A 19,917-nucleotide genomic window follows, 5' to 3' on the forward strand; every position below is an offset into this window, starting at 1 on the left:
TGCCATAACGTGATCCGCATCTCGTAGCTTCCTACTGTCTACGCGAGTAGAAAATTTGGGCAGGTACGCTGAACGGACCAGCTCAACCCACACACCGGGAGTGCCAGTGGCACGCGTCGTAGTCGACGTCATGCTCAAGCCGGAGATCCTCGACCCCCAGGGCCAGGCGGTGCAGCGTGCGCTGCCGCGCCTCGGTTTCGACGGCATCTCCGACGTACGTCAGGGAAAGCGTTTCGAGCTCGAAGTGGACGGGCCGGTGGATGACGCCGCTCTTGCCCGTATCCATGAGCTGGCGGAAACCTTCCTCGCCAACACCGTGATCGAAAACTTCACCGTCAAGGTGGAAGAGCCCGCGGTGGGGGCCGAAAAGTGACCGCTCGTATTGGCGTCGTCACCTTTCCCGGTTCCCTTGATGATCGCGACACCCAGCGCGCGATCCGGCTTGCCGGTGCCGAGCCTGTCGCGCTCTGGCACAAGGACAAGGATCTGAAGCAGGTCGACGCGGTCGTCCTGCCCGGCGGTTTCTCCTACGGCGATTACCTGCGCGCGGGCGCCATTTCGCGTTTCTCGCCCGTCATGGAGACGCTGATCGACCAGGCGAAGGCGGGCCTCCCCGTCCTCGGGATCTGTAACGGATTCCAGGTCCTCACCGAGGCCCACCTGCTCCCCGGCGCCATGCTCGGCAACGACCACCTGCACTTCATCTGCCGCGATCAGAAGCTGCGGGTGGAGAACGCGGACACCGCCTGGACCGTCGACTACGACGCCGGGCAGGAGATCCACATCCCGCTGAAGAACATGGACGGCCGCTACGTGGCCGACGAGCGCACGCTCGACATGTTGGAGGCGGAGGGGCGCGTCGCCTTCCGGTACGTGGACGTCAACCCCAACGGTTCGCTCCGTGACATCGCCGGCATCACGAACGAGGCGGGCAACGTCGTCGGTCTGATGCCGCACCCGGAGCACGCCGTCGAGCCCCTCATCGGGAGCGGCCGCACCGACGGCCTCCCGTTCTTCACCTCGATCCTCAAGAAGCTGGTCGCCGCCTCATGAGCCTCGACACCACAGAGAACGCCGCGAAGACTCCCGACGTCGCGCTGCCCTGGGCCGAACTCGGCCTGAAGAAGGACGAGTACGAGCGGGTCGTGGAGATCCTCGGCCGCCGTCCCACCGGCGCCGAGCTCGCCATGTACTCGGTCATGTGGTCCGAGCACTGCTCGTACAAGTCCTCCAAGGTCCACCTGCGCCAGTTCGGCGAGAAGGCGCCGCAGACCGACGCGCTGCTCGTCGGCATCGGCGAGAACGCCGGCGTCGTCGACGTGGGCAACGGGTACGCCGTCACCTTCAAGGTCGAGTCGCACAACCACCCGTCGTACGTCGAGCCCTACCAGGGCGCGGCCACGGGTGTCGGCGGCATCGTCCGCGACATCATCGCGATGGGTGCCCGCCCGGTCGCGGTCGTGGACCCGCTGCGCATGGGCGCCGCCGACCACCCCGACACCAAGCGCGTGCTCCCCGGCGTTGTCGCCGGCATCGGCGGCTACGGCAACTGCCTGGGCCTGCCGAACATCGGCGGCGAGCTCGTCTTCGACGCCTGCTACCAGGGAAACCCGCTGGTCAACGCCGGTGCCATCGGCGTCATGCGGCACGAGGACATCCACCTCGCGAAGGCGTCCGGCGCGGGCAACAAGGTCATCATGTACGGCGCCCGCACGGGCGGCGACGGCATCGGTGGCGCCTCCATCCTGGCGAGCGAGACCTTCGATGACGCGAAGCCGTCGAAGCGCCCCGCCGTCCAGGTCGGCGACCCCTTCCAGGAGAAGCTTCTCATCGAGTGCACCCTGGAGGCCTTCGCCGAGAAGCTCGTCGTCGGCATCCAGGACCTCGGCGCCGCCGGCATCTCCTGCGCCACCAGCGAGCTGGCGTCCAACGGCTCGGGCGGTATGCGCGTCGAGCTGGACGACGTACCGCTGCGCGACTCCACGCTCTCGCCCGAGGAAATCCTCATGAGCGAGTCGCAGGAGCGCATGTGCGCCGTGGTCGAGCCCGAGAAGGTCGACCGCTTCCTGGAGATCTGCGAGAAGTGGGACGTCATCGCCACCGTCATCGGTGAGGTGACCGACGGCGATCGCCTGGAGATCTTCTGGCACGGCGAGAAGATCGTCGACGTCGACCCGCGCACGGTCGCGCACGACGGCCCGGTCTACGAGCGCCCGCTCGCCCGCCCCGACTGGCAGGACGCGCTGCAGGCCGACGACGCGGGCAAGCTGCCGCGCCCGGCGAACGGCGCGGAGCTCAAGGACCAGGTCCTCAAGCTCGTCTCCTCGCCGAACCAGGCGTCGAAGAAGTGGGTCACCCAGCAGTACGACCACTTCGTGCAGGGCAACACCGTGCTCGCGCAGCCCGAGGACTCGGGCATGATCCGCATCGACGAGGAGACCGGTCTCGGCGTCGCCATCGCGACCGACGGCAACGGCCGCTTCGCGAAGCTCGACCCGTACACGGGCGCGCAGCTCGCGCTGGCCGAGGCGTACCGCAATGTCGCCACCACCGGTGCGAAGCCGCTCGCCGTCTCCGACTGCCTGAACTTCGGTTCGCCCGAGGACCCGGCCGTCATGTGGCAGTTCGCCGAGGCCATCCGTGGTCTCGCGGACGGCTGCCTGCAGCTCGGCACGCCGGTGACCGGCGGCAACGTCTCGCTCTACAACCAGACGGGCGAGGCGGCGATCCACCCGACGCCGGTCGTCGCCGTACTCGGAGTGATCGACGACGTCGCCCGCCGCACCCCGGTCGCCTTCCAGGAAGAGGGCCAGCTCCTCTACCTGCTGGGCGACACCGAGGAGGAGTTCGGCGGTTCGGCCTGGTCGCAGGTCGTGCACGAGCACCTCGGCGGACTGCCGCCCAAGGTCGACCTGGAGCGCGAGCGGCTGCTCGGCGAGATCCTCATCTCGGCCTCCCGCGACGGCATGATCGACGCCGCGCACGACCTGTCCGACGGCGGCCTGATCCAGGCCGTGGTCGAGTCGGCGCTGCTCGGGGGGAAGGGCGCGCGCCTGATCGTCCCCGAGGGTCTTGACGCGTTCACGTTCCTCTTCTCGGAGTCGGCGGGGCGGGCGATCGTGTCGATCCCGCGCAGCGAGGAGCTCCGCTTCAACGACATGTGCGGGGCGCGCGGTCTGCCCGTCACCCGCATCGGTGTCGTGGACGGCGATGTGGTCGACGTACAGGGCGAGTTCGCGCTCTCCTTGGACGAGCTGCGCGAGGCGCACGAAGGCGCGATCCCGGCGCTGCTGGCGTAGCGCTCCGCGTGTGGCCTGTGGGTTCCGCCCGCCTGTTCCGGTGGGCGGACCCCACGCCACGGGGCTCCGCCCCGGACCCCGCGCCTCAATCGCCGGCGGGGCTGGAGAGGTCGGGGTTCTGCCCCGGGCCTCGCGCCTCTATCGGCGGCGGGGCTGGGAAGGTTGGGGTTCTGCCCCGGGTCTCGCGCCTCTATCGGCGGCGGGGCTGGAGAGGTCGGGGTTCCGCCCCGGGCCCCGCGCCTCAATCGCCGGCGGGGCTGGAGAGGTCGGGGTTCCGCCCCGGGCCCCGCGCCTCAAACGCCGGCGGGGCTGGAGAGGTCGGGGTTCTGCCCCGGGTCCCGCGCCTCTATCGGCGGCGGGGGTGGAGAGGTCGGGGTTCTGCCCCGGGTCCCGCGCCTCTATCGGCGGCGGGGCTGGAAAGGTCGGGGCTCTGCCTCGGGCCCCGCGCCTCAATCGCCGGCGGGGCTTGAGGTGGTCGTAGGCTCACCGCATGCCACCGGCCAAGAGGAAGTCCCGCGTCTACAACCCCGACAAGACTCGCACCGCCGTTCTGGTCCAGTTCGGAAACGTAGCGAAGGCGGTCGGGACGCTCACACCCGAGCAGCTCGCCGGGCCGACGCGGCTCGGGGAGTGGACCGTGCGGGAGCTCGCCGCGCACATCACGATGGCGACGAGCGCCGTCGCCCGCGGGCTCGCCGCGGCCGGCCCGGGCACGGCCCAACTCGCGCCGCAGGACTGGCCGATGACCTCGGCCCCGTACGCGCGGGACATCGCCACGTACGTGACGGGGCTCGCGGCGGACAACGACCTCGCCACGCTCTACGCCGAGGCCGGACAGAGCCTCGAACGAGCCCTCGCGGACCACCCCGCCGACGCACTCGTCGCCAATCGCACCGGCAACATGACGCTCGCGGACTACCTCCCCACCCGCACCGTCGAGCTGATCGTCCACACCGACGACCTGAACGACGCCGTGCCGGGCCTCGACATCCCGTACGACCGCCAGGCCCTGGCCGCCTGCACCCGGATCCTCGCCGACGCCCTCGCCACCAAGGCCCCCGGTGCCTCCACCGAGGTCCGGATCCCGCCGTTCGCCGTCGTCCAGTGCGTCGAGGGCCCCCGGCACACCCGCGGCACCCCGCCGAACGTCGTGGAGACCGACCCGCTCACCTGGATCCGGCTGGCCACGGGGCGTACGACCTGGTCGGCAGCGGTCGAGGACGCACTGGTGAGCGCGAGCGGGGAACGGGCCGACCTGGCGGGACTGCTGCCGATCATGGCGTGATGCGTACGGGACGCGTGGCGGGCCGGAACCGGAACGCGGCCCGCCACGTCCCATTGCCATGCTCACGCTACGTACATCCCGTACCCGTACCCGAGCCCTGATCGGCACCGCAGTCCTGCCGCTCGCCGCACTGGCCACCGTGACCGCTTGCGGGGACGAGAAGGCCCCGGGCGCTCAGAAGGCCGGGGGAGCCCCGATCACCGGCGTCCACTGGAGCGTGCAGAGCGTCACGGTGGACGGGAAGACGAAGAAGGCCCCGGGCAGCGCCTACCTCGAGTTCGTCTCGGACGAGCGGGTGCGCGGCAACTACGGCTGCAACCACTTCGACGCCGAGGCGGCGGTCACCGGGGACAGCGTCGACCTCGGCAAGGCGAAGCGGACCATGATGCTCTGCGAGGACAAGGACGCGAGCGCCTTCGAGGACACCCTGGCCCGCGCCCTCGCCGACAAGAACACGCTCAGGGCCGCCGGGGACAAGAACGACCGGCTGACCCTCACACGAGCGAACGGTGACACCGTCACCCTCGCCAAACAGCGTGACGCCGAGCTGGCCGGCACCAAGTGGAACGTCACCAGCCTGAGCGCCGACGACACCACCCAATCCCTGCCGAAGGCCGCCCAGGGCAGGGCCCGCCTGGTCTTCGACAAGGACGGCCACGTCAGCGCCCGCCTCGGCTGCAACCAGGGCCGCGCGAAGGCCACCGTCAAGGAAGGACACATCACCTTCGGGCCGCTGACCAGCACTCGTATGGGCTGCATCGGGCCGGCAGGCGAGGTCGAGCAGGCCATGCTCGATGTCCTGAAGAACAAGGCGGCCTACGACATCCAGGGCGATGCCCTCACGCTGAAGAAGCCGGACGGCTCCGGAATCGGGTTCACCGCCGCCGACAGCTCCCCCGGCCGATGAGTTCGGTCACATCCGCCCCGGTCAACCCGCGTAGCCCCGGTCCCCAATTCGGACCACTGTGGGATCACGACTACACTCGAAGACGTGCCACGTGGTGACGGTCGACTCAATCACGATCTACTCCCCGGCGAGAAAGGCCCCCAGGACGCTTGTGGCGTCTTCGGTGTCTGGGCTCCGGGCGAAGAGGTCGCAAAGCTCACGTACTTCGGGCTCTACGCCCTCCAACATCGGGGCCAGGAATCCGCGGGTATCGCGGTCAGCAATGGCTCCCAGATCCTCGTCTTCAAGGACATGGGACTCGTCTCCCAGGTCTTCGACGAAACATCCCTAGGGTCCCTGCAAGGTCATATCGCGGTCGGTCACGCCCGCTACTCGACCACCGGGGCCTCCGTATGGGAGAACGCCCAGCCGACGTTCCGCGCCACCGCGCACGGTTCGATCGCCCTCGGGCACAACGGCAACCTGGTTAACACGGCGGAGCTCGCCGAGATGGTCGCCGAGCTTCCCAAGGAGAACGGGCGCGCGACCCAGGTCGCGGCCACCAACGACACCGACCTGGTGACGGCCCTGCTCGCGGGCCAGGTCGACGAGGACGGCAAGCCGCTGACCGTGGAAGAGGCGGCCGCCAAGGTGCTGCCTCAGGTCAAGGGCGCCTTCTCCCTCGTCTTCATGGACGAGAACACGCTGTACGCGGGACGCGACCCGCAGGGCATCCGCCCGCTGGTCCTCGGCCGCCTGGAGCGCGGCTGGGTCGTCGCATCGGAGTCCGCGGCGCTCGACATCTGTGGCGCCGCTTACGTCCGTGAGATCGAGCCGGGCGAGTTCGTCGCCATCGACGAGAACGGCCTGCGAACGTCCCGCTTCGCCGAAGCAAAGCCCAAGGGCTGCGTCTTCGAGTACGTGTACCTGGCCCGTCCCGACACGGACATCGCGGGCCGGAACGTGTACCTCTCCCGTGTGGAGATGGGCCGCAAGCTCGCCAAGGAAGCCCCGGCGGACGCGGACCTCGTCATAGCCACCCCGGAATCCGGTACTCCGGCCGCGGTCGGCTACGCGGAGGCCTCCGGCATCCCGTTCGGCAACGGCCTGGTGAAGAACGCCTACGTCGGCCGAACGTTCATCCAGCCCTCCCAGACGATCCGCCAGCTCGGCATCCGTCTGAAGCTGAACCCGCTCAAGGAAGTCATCAAGGGCAAGCGGCTGGTCGTCGTCGACGACTCGATCGTGCGCGGCAACACCCAGCGCGCCCTGGTCCGCATGCTCCGCGAGGCCGGCGCGGCCGAGATCCACGTGCGGATCTCCTCGCCGCCCATCAAGTGGCCCTGCTTCTTCGGCATCGACTTCGCGACCCGCGCGGAGCTGATCGCCAACGGCATGACGGTCGAGGAGATCGGCACCTCGCTCGGGGTCGACTCGCTCTCGTACATCTCCATCGACGGCATGATCGAGGCGACCACCATCGCCAAGCCGAACCTCTGCCGTGCCTGCTTCGACGGCGAGTACCCGATGGACCTCCCCGACCCGGAGCTCCTCGGCAAGCAGCTCCTGGAGACGGAACTGGCCGCAGGTCCTGCGTCCACGGCTGCGTCCGACGCGATCCGTCGCCCGTAGACCCCGATTCGCCAACCCGAAAGATCCCAGGCAATGTCTGAGACCCAGTCCTCCGGTGCCTCCTACGCGTCCGCGGGCGTCGACATCGAAGCCGGCGACCGTGCCGTAGAGCTGATGAAGGAGTGGGTGAAGAAGACGCAGCGCCCCGAGGTCCTCGGCGGCCTCGGCGGCTTCGCCGGCCTCTTCGACGCCTCCGCCCTGAAGAAGTACGAGCGTCCGCTGCTCGCCTCGGCCACCGACGGCGTCGGCACGAAGGTCGACATCGCCCGCCAGCTGGGTGTCTACGACACGATCGGCCACGACCTCGTCGCGATGGTCATGGACGACATCGTGGTGTGCGGCGCCGAGCCGCTCTTCATGACCGACTACATCTGTGTCGGCAAGGTCCACCCCGAGCGGGTCGCCGGCATCGTGAAGGGCATCGCCGAAGGCTGCGTCCTCGCGGGCTGCTCCCTCGTCGGCGGCGAGACCGCGGAGCACCCCGGTCTGCTCGGCCCGGACGACTTCGACGTCGCGGGCGCCGGCACGGGCGCTGTGGAGTACGACAACCTGCTGGGCCCGGATCGCATCCGTGAGGGTGACGCGGTGATCGCCATGGCGTCCTCCGGTCTTCACTCGAACGGGTACTCGCTGGTCCGCCACGTCCTCCTGGAGCGCGCGGGAATGGACCTGCGCGAGCACGTCGAGGAACTCGGCCGCACGCTCGGCGAGGAGCTCCTGGAGCCGACGAAGATCTACTCCCTGGACTGCCTCTCGCTCATCAGCACCGCCGAGGTCCACGCCTTCAGCCACATCACGGGCGGCGGCCTCGCGGCGAACCTGGCCCGCGTGATCCCCGACGGCCTGCACGCCACCGTCGACCGCTCCACGTGGACCCCGGACCCGATCTTCGACCTGGTCGGGAAGAAGGGTCAGGTCGAGCGCCTGGAGCTGGAGAAGACGCTGAACATGGGCGTCGGCATGATGGCGATCGTGCCGCAGGAGTCGGTGGAGGTCGCCCTGGCGACCCTGGCCGACCGCGGAGTGGACTCCTGGGTGGCCGGCGAGATCGTGGCCCGCGGCGAGCACACCACGGGCGCCGAGCTCACCGGGGACTACGCCAAGTAGTCCCCGTGGGGGCGCCCCCGCCCCCTTGTACGGGCAGCTGTACGGACAGCACAAAACCCGGTCCGGCGTGGTGACCACCCCGGACCGGGTGAAGTGCAGCGACTGCGACGCCGCTGACGTGTTACGAGGTCAAGCGCCGCGGCGCTGTGACGATGGACCGGACTGGCCGTCCTCGTCCTCGTCCTCGTCGTACGTATCCGCATAGCGGGCGTACGGGTCGTCTTCCTCGTCGTCATCCTCGAAAGGCTCGCCGTTCGGCGGCTGATTCGATACTGGATCCGACGTGGATGCGCCTAGCTCGTTGGCCAGACGCGACAGGTCAGTCCCGCCGCTGTTGTACTTCAGCTGGCGGGCGACCTTCGTCTGCTTGGCCTTGGCCCGGCCGCGCCCCATGGCTCGACCCCCTCGGTGATGGGGCTTCATGGCCCCAGAGTCTTGACACGCGTACATGATCTAGAACGGACTCCCCGCAGGGAGACCGGTCCGTAGGGCTTCCACGGTACCTGAGCCCACGCCCATACGGTACGTCGCCCGCAGGACGCGCCTGCGCGCAGGACCAGCCAGGAGCCCTTTCCTCGCTGGTCAGCTGCGATTTTAACCTCTTCCTGACGAGCGACCCGCCGAGGGGCGTGATGCTCGTTACGTGCAGGACCTCATCAGCCCCGCCCGCGGGCCTCGGCCATCCGCTGCTCGGCGATCCGGTCGGCCGCCGCGGCCGGCGGAATCCCATCCGTCTTCGCACGGGCAAAGATGGAAAGCGTCGTGTCGAAGATCTTCGCGGCCTTCGCCCTGCACCGGTCGAAGTCGAAGCCGTGCAGCTCGTCGGCGACCTGGATGACGCCGCCCGCGTTCACCACGTAGTCCGGCGCGTAGAGGATCCCGCGGTCCGCGAGGTCCTTCTCGACGCCCGGGTGCGCGAGCTGGTTGTTGGCCGCGCCGCACACCACCTTCGCGGTCAGTACCGGCACGGAGTCGTCGTTCAGTGCGCCGCCCAGGGCGCAGGGCGCGTAGATGTCGAGCCCCTCCACGCGGATCAGGGCCTCGGTGTCGGCGGCGACCGCGACCTCGGGGTGCCGGTCGGTGATCTGCCGCACGGACTCCTCGCGGACGTCGGTCACCACGACCTCGGCGCCGTCCTGAAGGAGGTGCTCGACGAGGTGGTGCCCCACCTTGCCCACACCGGCGATGCCGACCTTGCGGCCGCGCAGCGTGGGGTCGCCCCACAGGTGCTGGGCGCTGGCCCGCATGCCCTGGAAGACACCGAAGGCGGTGAGCACGGAGGAGTCGCCCGCGCCGCCGTTCTCGGGGGAGCGCCCGGTGGTCCAGCGGCACTCGCGTGCCACGACGTCCATGTCGGCGACGTACGTACCGACGTCGCACGCGGTGACGTACCGGCCGCCGAGCGAGGCCACGAACCGGCCGTAGGCGAGCAGCAGCTGCTCGCTCTTCACCGTGTGCGGGTCGCCGATGATCACGGCCTTGCCGCCGCCGTGGTCGAGCCCGGCCATGGCGTTCTTGTAGGACATGCCGCGCGCGAGGTTCAGCGCGTCGGCGACCGCTTCCTCCTCGGAGGCGTACGGATAGAAGCGCGTGCCGCCGAGGGCCGGGCCCAGGGCGGTGTTGTGGAGGGCGATGACGGCTTTGAGGCCGCTGGCGCGGTCCTGGCAGAGGACGACCTGTTCGTGGCCACCTTGTTCCGAGTGGAAGAGGGTGTGCAGAACGCCAGAGGCGCCGGAGGTGCCAGAGATGGTGACAGCGTCGCCGGTCACATCGGTCACTGTGGTGACTCCCAAGTACATAGCGGCGGTTGGGCGGAATCCCGTGCGGGTGGCGGGCCTTCCGACGGTGCTTGTGGGCAAGAGATTAGAGCGTGCGGGGGCCCGCCACGGCCGCAGTGCCAAGGATCACCCTCGCGCGCTCGTGGGCGCCGGAAGTACGGCCGAATCCCGTCGCGTCGTCACGTGGGACGATTTGCAGTGTTTTCCAGCCGGTGGGTGGGGGAGGGAGCAGCCGTGTCCAAGGTGTCCTCGGTGACCGTCCCGTATGCGGCGTATCTGCGCGTGTACGAACCCCTCGCAGCCTTTCCGCAGCCCGAGCGCGGCCATTGGGAGCGCTACGCGAAACGCGAGAGTCTCCCCTCCTACCAGGACGAACTGCGTCGTTCGCTGGCCGATCTGCTGCCCACGCCGCCGGTGCCCGTGCCGGTGCACGAGAGCGACGACGCGTTCGTGATCGTGGTCGACGGGGTGGTGTGCGTCTGTCCGTGGCGCACTCGGCTGCGCGGCTGGCAGGCCCTGGACGTGTTGTCGAGCGAGTCGCCGGGCGAGCTGCCGGCCGCGGTCCTGGACGCGGCGATCCCCCCGGTGGTGCGCCGGCAGTCGGTCGCCGATTACGAGCGCTGGCTGGAGCGCAACCCCGACGCCCGGCCCTGGGTCCGTACGTCCACGTGGCAGGTGCCGATCAACTGGTTCGTGCTCGTGTCGGACGACGAGCGCGAGTACGAGCAGAAGAGCGACGAGGACGCGGCGGAGGGCGTCGGCGTCCCGCGGCTTCGCTATCGCACGCCGATGGTGCAGGCGAGGCGCCGGGTCGCGCGGGGTCTGAAGGCGCTGAAGGACTCGGTCGAAGAGAGCCCTCTGATCGACGGCCTGCTGGATGTGGGGCGCTGGCTGGAGGAGTTCCACCCCCGTTCGTACGTCGAGCTCGACTACGGCGGGCTCGTGCACTCCCTGCCGCACGACTTCCTTGAGGAGGACCACTCGGCGGCGGATGTCGCCGAGGGCATCGCGGCGCTGCGCGTCGGTGACGAGGACGGTGCGGGAGAGGCGTACGCGAGGCTTGTGGAACGCTGGAGGTCGGCGCGGGACCGTCAGTTCGCGAACTGAATCCCCAAGTGAGGCCGCTCACACAGACCTTCGGGACCTACGTCCTGATCCGGGCTTTTGTCTCAAGCGTGATGGACAGCACTTACGGTGACCTTGCGCCCATCACCCCTCCTCGTGCCAAAATAGGACAAGGAGCCCGGGGAGGGCTCCTTCCGTCCATCTAAGTCCAACCATGGACGGATAACTCAGCATTGCACTGCCGTTGGGGGGTCTGATGGCTCCTGATCGCTCTGTGACTGATCGTCACTGTGGCGTGACTGTCCGCTATGGCACGGTCCATCGGCTTCCGTCGCTGATGAACACCTGGGAGGGCAATTCCATCGGTTTGGCCGACGTGGCTGGACGGATGGTGTAGTTGTAGTGCCGAGGACAAGCCGTTCGTCCTATAACCGACTCGACTCGCGTCCGCCATTTCGGGCAACGCGGGTCAAGGTGCAGAATTTAGAGGAATGAACCGAGAACGATCGGTTCTCCGAGGAGGCCGCTCATGACCGCTCGCACCCCTGATGCCGAGCCGCTGCTGACCCCCGCTGAGGTCGCCACGATGTTCCGCGTCGACCCCAAGACGGTCACGCGCTGGGCGAAGGCTGGCAAGCTCACGTCGATTCGCACGCTCGGCGGACACCGCCGTTACCGCGAGGCCGAGGTCCGCGCACTGCTTGCGGGGATCCCGCAGCAGCGCAGCGAGGCCTGAGGCACCGCATAACGCAGCAAACCGGGTGTTCCGGGTCCCCCAACCCGTCAGACACCCACCCATAGCTCCACCCGACGCGGGTCCTGCCCCAACAGGGCTCCTTCTTATGAAGACCGCAGAGGCGTCATCTCAACAGCCTCACGCAAGCGTCGTTCGATCGCGCTGGACTCCGCCGGGTCCAGCGCGATCTTTTTTGTGCGCGCGGGCCGGTGTGCGGTGGGGGTTCGTGTGTGCCCCTGTGGCCACCTGTCGAGGGTGGTGCAATTGCACATATTAAATTGAGCCGTTGTAGGAAGGGGGTAAGAAACGGTGTTTCCAAAACAACTTCGGTGACACCCGTCACACGCCCCGTCGCTTGTTGCAGGTGACGCCCTTGCGCTATTGGGCGCCGGCGTCGGTGTGCGCTCCTGCCCGCTTCATCGACTCTCCCTAGGCTGCCACCAGTTGAGGGCGCGCAGGGCCGCCTTTGGTCACCCCTTCGAGGGTCTTTCGTCCTCACCGGCCTCACGGGCGCTCCCGCGGCGCCTCAGGGGCCTTCCTGGCGGGCCCCTGAGGCGCCGCGGGAGGTGACGGGTACTCAGCGGCCGTGTGTGGGGCCGTGGAAACGAAAGAACCCCCGCACCGTACGGTGCGGGGGTTCTTCTTTACTGCGGTCCTGACGGGATTTGAACCCGCGGCCTCCACCTTGACAGGGTGGCGAGCACTCCAAACTGCTCCACAGGACCAGGTTTTCGCTGCGCTGTACTGCGTTGCGCTGCGAGACAGGACTCTACAGCAGCGCAGGCCGTGCGGTCGAACTCACCGTGTGCGGTCGCCCGGTCACGGAACCTGCGCGTCGATCGCCTTCACGATCCGCTTGTCCGAGACGGGGTACGCCGTGCCCAGCGCATGGGCGAAATAGCTGACCCGCAGCTCCTCGATCATCCAGCGGATGTCGAGCACCTCCTGCGGCACGGGCCGCCCCTGCGGCATCTGCTCGAGCAGCCACAGGTACTCGTCCCGCATCTCGTGGACCTTCTCCATGCGGGTGGTGTCCCGCTGGACGCTGGTCGGCATCTGCTGGAGCCGGCGGTCGGCCGCGACGAGATAGCGCATCAGGTCGGGCAGCCGCCGCAGTCCGGTGGCCGTGACGAAGCCGGGCTTCACCAGTTCGTTCAACTGGGCGCGCACATCCTGGAGGTTGGGCAGCAGCACCACGCTCTTCGTGGACTTCAGGCGGCGCTCGCAGGCCTGCCAGGCCGCCAGGACCTGCTGCACCTGGCCGACCGCCCGCACCGTGGTGTCGACGATCTCCGCGCGCACCTTGTCGTAGAGCTTCCGGTACGACTCCTCGTCCCACGCGGGTCCGCCGAAGTCGCCGATGAGCTTGTCCGCCGCCGCCATCGCGCAGTCGTCGAAGAGCGCCTGGACGGAGCCGTGCGGGTTCGCGGACAGGGCGAGCTTCTGCGCGTTGCTCAGCTTGTCCGAGGCGAACTTGCCGGGGTTCACCGGGATGTTGCGCAGGATGAGCCGGCGCGTGCCCTTCCACATGGCCTGCGCCTGCTCGGCCTCGCTGTCGAAGAGGCGTACGGAAACGGTGTCGCCGTCGTCGACCAGGGCCGGGTAGGCCTTCACCGGCTGGCCGGCCCGCCGGGTCTCGAAGACCTTCGACAGGGTGCCGACGCTCCAGTCGGTGAGGCCCGTGCGCTCCACGGACGGGCCGCCGGAGCGCTCGGCCGTGGCCTTGGCCGCCTGCGAGATCGCCTGCCGGGCCTTCGGCTTCAGCCGGAGCTTGAGCGCCTCCAGGTCCTTGTCCTCGGCGAGTTCCCTGCGCCGCTCGTCGACGATCCGGAACGTGATCTTCAGGTGGTCCGGTACGCGGCCCAGGTCGAAGTCGTCCGGGCTCACCGGGACGCCGACCATCTGCTGCAGCTCGCGCGCGAGGGTGACCGGCAGCGGCTCCTGCAGCGGCACCGCACGGTCCAGGAACGCCTTCGCGAAGTTCGGCGCCGGCACGTAGTTGCGCCGGATCGGCTTCGGGAGGGACCGGATCAGCTCGACGACCACGTCCTCGCGCAGGCCGGGGATCTGCCAGTCGAAGCCCTCGTCGGTGACCTGGTTGAGCACCTGGAGCGGAATGTGGACGGTCACGCCGTCCGCGTCCGCCCCCGGCTCGAACTGGTACGTCACCCGGAACTTCAGCCCGCCCTGACGCCAGGAGTCGGGGTAGTCGGCCTTCGTGACCGCCTCGGCCGACTCGCGGATCAGCATCGAGCGCTCGAAGTCGAGGAACTCCGGCTCCTCGCGCTTCTTCTGCTTCCACCAGGAGTCGAAGTGGGCGCCGGACACGACGTGTTCGGGGACCCGCTGGTCGTAGAAGTCGAAGAGGGTCTCGTCGTCGACGACGATGTCGCGGCGGCGCGCCCGGTGCTCCAACTCCTCGACCTCGGTGAGGAGTCGGCGGTTGTCGGCGAAGAACTTGTGGTGCGTGCGCCAGTCGCCCTCGACCAGGGCGTTGCGGATGAACAGCTCGCGGCTGACCTCGGAGTCGATCCGCCCGTAGTTCACCTTGCGCTGGGCGACGAGCGGGACGCCGTACAGCGTGACCTTCTCGTACGCCATCACGGCCGCCTGGTCCTTCTCCCAGTGCGGCTCGCTGTACGTGCGCTTGAGCAGGTGCTCGGCGAGCGGCTCGACCCACTCGGGCTCGATCCTCGCGTTGACGCGGGCCCACAGGCGGCTGGTCTCCACGAGCTCCGCCGACATCACGAACCGCGGGGGTTTCTTGAAGAGGGCCGAGCCGGGGAAGATCGCGAACTTGGCGCTGCGGGCGCCGATGTACTCGTTGCGCCCGCGGTCGCGGCCGGCCTGCTTGGGGTCCTTCTGCGTGGACTCCTTGGACTCCTTCACATCCTTCATGCCGATGTGCGAGAGCAAACCGGAGAGGAGGGAAATGTGGATGGAGTCGCCTGCCGCGGGGGTTTCGGCGTCGCCCAGATGGATGCCCATCTGCTTCGCGACGGTCCGCAGCTGCGTGTAGATGTCCTGCCACTCGCGGATGCGCAGGAAGTTCAGGAACTCGCGCTTGCACATGCGGCGGAAGGCGGAGGAACCCAGCTCCCGCTGCTGTTCGCGTACGTAGTTCCAGAGGTTGAGGAAGGCGAGGAAGTCGCTCGTCTCGTCCTTGAAGCGGGCGTGCTGCTGGTCGGCCTGCGCCTGCTTGTCGGAGGGGCGCTCGCGCGGGTCCTGGATGGAGAGCGCCGCGGCGATCACCATGACCTCGCGTACGCAGCCGTTCTTGTCGGCCTCCAGGACCATGCGGGCCAGGCGCGGGTCGACGGGGAGCTGGGCGAGCTTGCGGCCCTGGTCCGTGAGCCGCTTGCGGGCGTCCTTCTGGGCGGGGTCCAACGCGCCCAGTTCCTGGAGGAGTTGGACGCCGTCGCGGATGTTGCGGTGGTCCGGCGGGTCGATGAAGGGGAACTTCTCGATCTCGCCGAGGCCCGCCGAGGTCATCTGGAGGATGACGGAGGCCAGGTTCGTACGGAGGATCTCCGCGTCCGTGAACTCCGGGCGGGCCAGGAAGTCGTCCTCGGAGTAGAGGCGGATGCAGATGCCGTCGGACGTACGGCCGCAGCGGCCCTTGCGCTGGTTGGCGCTGGCCTGGCTGACGGGTTCGATGGGCAGCCGCTGCACCTTCGTACGGTGCGAATAGCGCGAGATACGGGCCGTGCCCGGGTCGATCACGTACTTGATGCCGGGGACCGTCAGGGAGGTCTCCGCGACGTTCGTGGCGAGCACGATGCGGCGGCCCGTGTGGCGCTGGAAGACGCGGTTCTGCTCGCCGTGCGACAGGCGCGCGTACAGCGGGAGCACCTCGATGCTCTGTCCTACAGCACCTCCGGCTCGGGCGTACTTCTTCTCCAGCGCGTCCGCGGTGTCACGGATCTCGCGCTCTCCGGAGAGGAAGACCAGGACGTCACCCGGTCCTTCCTTCTGAAGCTCGGCGACGGCGTCCGTGATCGCGGTGATCTGGTCGCGGTCGGAGTCCTCGCCCCCCTCTTCGAGGAGCGGCCGGTACCGCACCTCCACCGGATACGTACGGCCGCTGACCTCGACGATCGGGGCGTCCCCGAAGTGCCGCGAGAAGCGCTCGGGGTCGATGGTCGCGGAGGTGATGACGACCTTGAGGTCCGGGCGCCTCGGCAGCAGCTGGGCCAGGTAGCCGAGCAGGAAGTCGATGTTCAGGGACCGCTCGTGCGCCTCGTCGATGATGATCGTGTCGTACGCGCGCAGCTCGCGGTCCGTCTGGATCTCGGCCAGCAGGATGCCGTCGGTCATGAGCTTGACGAACGTGCCGTCCTGGTCGACCTGGTCGGTGAACCGGACCTTCCAGCCGACCGCCTCGCCCAGCGGCGTGTTCAGCTCGTCGGCGACGCGCTCGGCGACCGTACGGGCGGCGATACGGCGCGGCTGGGTGTGCCCGATCATTCCGCGCACACCACGGCCGAGTTCGAGACAGATCTTCGGGATCTGGGTGGTCTTTCCCGATCCGGTCTCACCGGCGACGATCACGACCTGGTGGTCGCGGATCGCCTCACCGATCTCGTCCTTCTTCTGGCTGACCGGGAGCTGCTCGGGATACGTGACATCGAGGGCCGCGCGACGCTCGCGACGGACGTCCGTGCGGACGGCGGCCTTCTCGGCCTCCGCCTCGATCTCCGCGACGACGGCGGCGCGGGCCTCCGGCTTACGGATCTTGCGGGCGCCTTCGAGCCTGCGCCCGAGGCGGTGCGCATCGCGCAGGGACAGCTCGGAGATCCGCCGCGCTACGGCGGCGAACTGATCGGCGGCGGGGGCAGGCTGCGTAGACATACGTCCCCCAGGATCTCACCTCGGGGAAATGTGTGGCGACCGGTTTTGCGGCCGGTGCGCGGGGCGGCCGGGGCCCGTGTCCGGATGTAGAGCGCCGACGTGTGGCTTAGCGTGCGGATATGTCCCACATGCCCGATGGGCCCGAACCGGAGAAGGCACATCCGCCACACGGCGCGCACGGACGCCCGCTGAGCGGGGCCGACCGCTGGAAGGGATTCAAGGGCTCGCCGTTCTTCCCGGCCTGCGTGCTGGTCCTGATCCTGTCCGCGGCGGCCGCCCTGTTCGCCGGCTCGTACACGTACTCCATGGCGAACCCGACGCCGCACAACATCCCGACCGGCGTCACCGGCGCGTACGACCGGTCCCAGGGCCAGCGGTTCCTCGGCGCGATGGAGAAGGCGCTCGACGCGGAGCTGGACCTCAAGCCCTACGACTCCCGGGCCGCGGCCCGCGACGCCCTCGACGCCCAGAAGATCTACGCGGTCCTCGACGTACGTGGCGGCGGCTCGCGCGTCCACATGGACGTCTCCGGCGCCTCCGGCGTCACCGTCGCCCAGGTCTTCGCCGAGGCGGCGCCCCCGGTCGGCAAGGCGACCGGCACCCCGGTGACGGTGCGGGACGTGAACCCGCTGCAGAGCGGGGACCCGCGCGGCCTCACGATCTTCTACATCACGCTCGCCGCGGTGATCATCGGCTTCGTCGGCGCGATCCAGCTCAGCGTCCACGCGCGCGGCCTCAACCCGGCCGAGCGGATCGCCTTCACGGTCGCCTACGCGCTGCTCGGCGGGTTCGCGGTGGCGGCGGTCGCGGACTGGGGGCTCGGCGCGGTGGACCTGCCCTTCGTCGAGTCCTGGCTGATCCTCGCGCTGACGATGTTCACCTGCGGCATGGTCTTCACGATGTTCAACACGTTCTTCCACCGCTGGGCGATGATCCCGACCTGGGGCCTGCTGGTCCTGCTCGGCAACCCGGCGTCCGGCGGCGCGGTGGCGCCGCCGCTGCTCCCCACGGTGGTCGGCCGCCTCGGCCAGTGGCTGCCACCGGGGGCCTCGTACAACGCCCAGCACACGGCGGTCTACTTCCAGGGCAACCAGCACGCCTTCCCGATCCTGGTGCTGGCCGGCTGGTCCCTGCTCTCCTGCGGCCTCTTCTGGTTCTGGCGGCATCGCCACCCGGGCGGCCGGGGGACAGGACCGCTGCACGCGGCACCGGTCTGAACAGGGAGAACACCGGAAAAACCGCCCGGGAAACGCAATAGGCCCCGTCCGGAGACGGGGCCTAGTTCCTGTGGCTGGGGCCGGGATCGAACCGGCGACCTATCGCTTTTCAGGCGATCGCTCGTACCAACTGAGCTACCCAGCCACGAAGTTCACGAGGAACTTCAGCGGTCCTGACGGGATTTGAACCCGCGGCCTCCACCTTGACAGGGTGGCGAGCACTCCAAACTGCTCCACAGGACCAAGCTGTTGTGTGCGAGACAAGCAAGAGCAAGTCTCTCACACGGTCGTACGTGCCCCCAACGGGATTCGAACCCGTGCTACCGCCTTGAAAGGGCGGCGTCCTAGGCCGCTAGACGATGAGGGCTATCGGCCCGCCTGCGCGCTTTGCAGCGCGTCGGGGACGTGAGAAGCATATGGGATGCGGGGAGCTATCGCCAAAACGGTTTACGGGGAGCTCTCCCCGGGGCTCGGCGAGGGGGTCGCGCCGGGCTGGTTCTCCTGCGGCAGATGGCGGCTGACCTCCGCCTTCGTCAGCCCCAGACCGCCCAGGCGGACTTCGTCCCAGGCCTGCAGGCGCTTCGTCGTGCGGTCCAGATAGAGGACGGACGCCTCCACCGGGTCGGGGTGGCCGTTCTCGTTGTCGACCGCGCGCAGACCGCTGCCGCCGGTCGAGCCCTCGACGCGTAGCCGGGTGCCGAGCGGGAGCACCTTCATCTCCTGGCGGTGGATGTGCCCCGCCAGGACGAGCGGCACCTCGCCGTCCACCTCGCGGGCCGCGGCCGGCTCATGGGCGAGCGCGATGTCGACCGGGGTGCCCGCCGCCCGCTGATCACGCAGCGCCGAGGCGAGCCGGATGCCCGACAGGCGCTCGGCCGGGTCGCCCTGCGCCTGCGTCGCGCGGTCCGGGGTGTACTGCGGGTCGCCCATCCCCGCGAAGCGCAGGCCCGCGACCGTGACGGCCCTCCCTTCGTCGAGGACGCGGACGTTCTTGAAGCGCCCCCGGTCGGCGAGGTACTTCTGCGTCGCGTTCTTCGAGTCGTGGTTGCCGCGGATCCAGACGTAGGGCGCGCCGAGGTTCTTGATGGGGTCCAGGAACGCGTTCTCGGCCTTCGAGCCGTGGTCCATCGTGTCGCCGGTGTCGACGATCGCGGAGATCTTGTACTGCTCCACGAGCGAGGCGATGATCTTCCACGAGGCCGGGTTGAGGTGGATGTCCGACACGTGCAGGACGCGGATCGTCGAGGGGTCCGGCTGGTACGTCGGGAGCGTGGACGTCGCGTCGTACAGCTTGGTGACGTTCGTGACCAGGAGTGCCAACTCCTTTTGGTACGCGTCGAATTCGGTCACGATCGAGCGGGCGCTGCCGACCACGGAGGGCGCCGAGGAGAGCAGCCCGGAGAACTTCGGCTCCAGGACCGACTCCGGGTTCCACGTCGCGTACGCCGTACCGCCGGAGGCCGCGAGCAGGGTGAGCGCCAGACCGCCCGCGGCCAGGGCGCGGCGCGGGCGGCGGTAGACCACGAGGCCGAGCGTCGTGGCGCCCGCGACCACCGCCACGCACGAGCGCAGGGCCAGGTCGACCGTGCCGTGCTCGACGTCGCGCGCGACCTCGTCCTGAAGCCCGGAGAACCGCTCGGGGTGGTCGACGAGGGTCTGCGCGCGGGCCGGGTCGAGGCGGTCCACGTCGACGTCGAGGCGGATCGGCGCCGTGTGGGAGTGCAGTTCCAGGGCGCCGAGCGGCGACACGTTGATCTTCGTACCGCCCGTGAAGGAGGGGCGAAGCGTCATCTTCGTGTCCATGGGCCCCACCGGCGTCCGCACGCTGCCGACGATCAGCAGGCCGAGCCAGGCGCCGAGCAGTACGACGGCGACCAGGCCGAGCGCGCGTACGTAGGGGTGCGGTGGGTGGACCAGTTCGAGGACCGGGTGGGGGTGCCGGGCGCGGTAGTGGCGCAGGAGGGCCGAGGGGGCTGTGCGAACGCCCCGTGCACGACGGCGGACTCCACGTATGGCGGCGGCTGGCGAGCGGGCCATTGCTGCCGTATGCCCAAGTGCACG

At 69.1% G+C, this 19,917-nt stretch carries 14 protein-coding genes and 4 tRNA genes; 10 read left to right on the plus strand and 8 right to left on the minus strand.

Features of this window, described 5'->3' with window-relative positions:
* Nucleotides 1–100 precede the first annotated feature (100 nt).
* The 7 genes from purS to purM all read left to right on the plus strand — a co-directional run bounded on the left by purS (nucleotide 101) and on the right by purM (nucleotide 8,209).
* A complete protein-coding gene (gene purS / locus ACFYWS_RS37465; protein WP_266712288.1) occupies nucleotides 101–373 on the plus strand; it encodes a phosphoribosylformylglycinamidine synthase subunit PurS in 273 nt (90 codons plus the stop codon).
* Entirely contained in the window at nucleotides 370–1,053 is a 684-nt protein-coding gene (gene purQ, locus ACFYWS_RS37470) for a phosphoribosylformylglycinamidine synthase subunit PurQ (RefSeq protein ID WP_389283966.1), read from the plus strand. Before purS ends, purQ begins: the two co-directional genes overlap by 4 nt.
* On the plus strand, nucleotides 1,050–3,299 hold the full coding sequence (gene purL, locus ACFYWS_RS37475; RefSeq protein ID WP_389283968.1) for a phosphoribosylformylglycinamidine synthase subunit PurL: 2,250 nt from the start codon (nucleotides 1,050–1,052) through the stop codon (nucleotides 3,297–3,299). Before purQ ends, purL begins: the two co-directional genes overlap by 4 nt.
* 490 nt (nucleotides 3,300–3,789) lie before the next feature.
* A complete protein-coding gene (locus ACFYWS_RS37480) occupies nucleotides 3,790–4,584 on the plus strand; it encodes a sterol carrier family protein (protein WP_389283969.1) in 795 nt (264 codons plus the stop codon).
* 58 nt (nucleotides 4,585–4,642) lie between these two features.
* Nucleotides 4,643–5,491 (plus strand): META domain-containing protein, encoded by an 849-nt coding sequence (locus ACFYWS_RS37485; RefSeq protein WP_389283970.1) that lies wholly within the window; start codon nucleotides 4,643–4,645, stop codon nucleotides 5,489–5,491.
* Nucleotides 5,492–5,575: 84 nt separating this feature from the next.
* Nucleotides 5,576–7,102, plus strand: coding sequence for an amidophosphoribosyltransferase (gene purF, locus ACFYWS_RS37490; RefSeq protein WP_389283971.1), 1,527 nt, complete (start codon nucleotides 5,576–5,578; stop codon nucleotides 7,100–7,102).
* A 33-nt stretch (nucleotides 7,103–7,135) separates the two neighbouring features.
* The gene (purM, locus tag ACFYWS_RS37495; protein ID WP_389283972.1) at nucleotides 7,136–8,209 is read left to right on the plus strand and encodes a phosphoribosylformylglycinamidine cyclo-ligase; all 1,074 of its coding nucleotides are present in this window, start codon (nucleotides 7,136–7,138) and stop codon (nucleotides 8,207–8,209) included.
* Between the two features lie 129 nt (nucleotides 8,210–8,338).
* Here the strand turns inward: purM and ACFYWS_RS37500 are convergent, their stop codons facing one another.
* Nucleotides 8,339–8,602, minus strand: coding sequence for a DUF3073 domain-containing protein (locus ACFYWS_RS37500; protein ID WP_389283973.1), 264 nt, complete (start codon nucleotides 8,600–8,602; stop codon nucleotides 8,339–8,341).
* A gap of 263 nt (nucleotides 8,603–8,865) precedes the next feature.
* The gene (locus ACFYWS_RS37505; protein WP_389283975.1) at nucleotides 8,866–9,987 is read right to left on the minus strand and encodes a Leu/Phe/Val dehydrogenase; all 1,122 of its coding nucleotides are present in this window, start codon (nucleotides 9,985–9,987) and stop codon (nucleotides 8,866–8,868) included.
* Nucleotides 9,988–10,221: 234 nt separating this feature from the next.
* Here ACFYWS_RS37505 and ACFYWS_RS37510 point away from each other — a divergent pair, with 234 nt between their 5' ends.
* Nucleotides 10,222–11,094: a hypothetical protein gene (locus ACFYWS_RS37510; RefSeq protein WP_389283977.1), complete on the plus strand. Its 873-nt coding sequence runs from the start codon at nucleotides 10,222–10,224 to the stop codon at nucleotides 11,092–11,094.
* A 487-nt stretch (nucleotides 11,095–11,581) separates the two neighbouring features.
* Nucleotides 11,582–11,788, plus strand: a complete 207-nt coding sequence (gene bldC, locus ACFYWS_RS37515) for a developmental transcriptional regulator BldC (RefSeq protein ID WP_003949541.1) — start codon at nucleotides 11,582–11,584, stop codon at nucleotides 11,786–11,788.
* 650 nt (nucleotides 11,789–12,438) lie between these two features.
* Here the strand turns inward: bldC and ACFYWS_RS37520 are convergent.
* Nucleotides 12,439–12,513: transfer RNA gene (locus tag ACFYWS_RS37520), tRNA-Asp, on the minus strand.
* Between the two features lie 94 nt (nucleotides 12,514–12,607).
* On the minus strand, nucleotides 12,608–16,639 hold the full coding sequence (gene hrpA / locus ACFYWS_RS37525; RefSeq protein ID WP_389283978.1) for an ATP-dependent RNA helicase HrpA: 4,032 nt from the start codon (nucleotides 16,637–16,639) through the stop codon (nucleotides 12,608–12,610).
* Between the two features lie 128 nt (nucleotides 16,640–16,767).
* On the opposite strand from hrpA, the gene ACFYWS_RS37530 reads away from it, so the two are divergent.
* Nucleotides 16,768–17,856, plus strand: a complete 1,089-nt coding sequence (locus ACFYWS_RS37530) for an ABC transporter permease (protein ID WP_389284039.1) — start codon at nucleotides 16,768–16,770, stop codon at nucleotides 17,854–17,856.
* A 71-nt stretch (nucleotides 17,857–17,927) separates the two neighbouring features.
* Here the strand turns inward: ACFYWS_RS37530 and ACFYWS_RS37535 are convergent.
* The 4 genes from ACFYWS_RS37535 to ACFYWS_RS37550 form a co-directional block, all read right to left on the minus strand.
* Nucleotides 17,928–18,001, minus strand: a tRNA-Phe gene (locus tag ACFYWS_RS37535).
* A 23-nt stretch (nucleotides 18,002–18,024) separates the two neighbouring features.
* Nucleotides 18,025–18,099, minus strand: a tRNA-Asp gene (locus ACFYWS_RS37540).
* Nucleotides 18,100–18,150: 51 nt separating this feature from the next.
* Nucleotides 18,151–18,223: transfer RNA gene (locus ACFYWS_RS37545), tRNA-Glu, on the minus strand.
* Nucleotides 18,224–18,303: 80 nt separating this feature from the next.
* Nucleotides 18,304–19,893: a metallophosphoesterase gene (locus tag ACFYWS_RS37550; protein ID WP_389283980.1), complete on the minus strand. Its 1,590-nt coding sequence runs from the start codon at nucleotides 19,891–19,893 to the stop codon at nucleotides 18,304–18,306.
* Nucleotides 19,894–19,917: the final 24 nt, after the last annotated feature.

It is taken from the genome of Streptomyces sp. NPDC002795, assembly GCF_042888725.1.
Classification (GTDB): Bacteria; Actinomycetota; Actinomycetes; order Streptomycetales; family Streptomycetaceae; genus Streptomyces.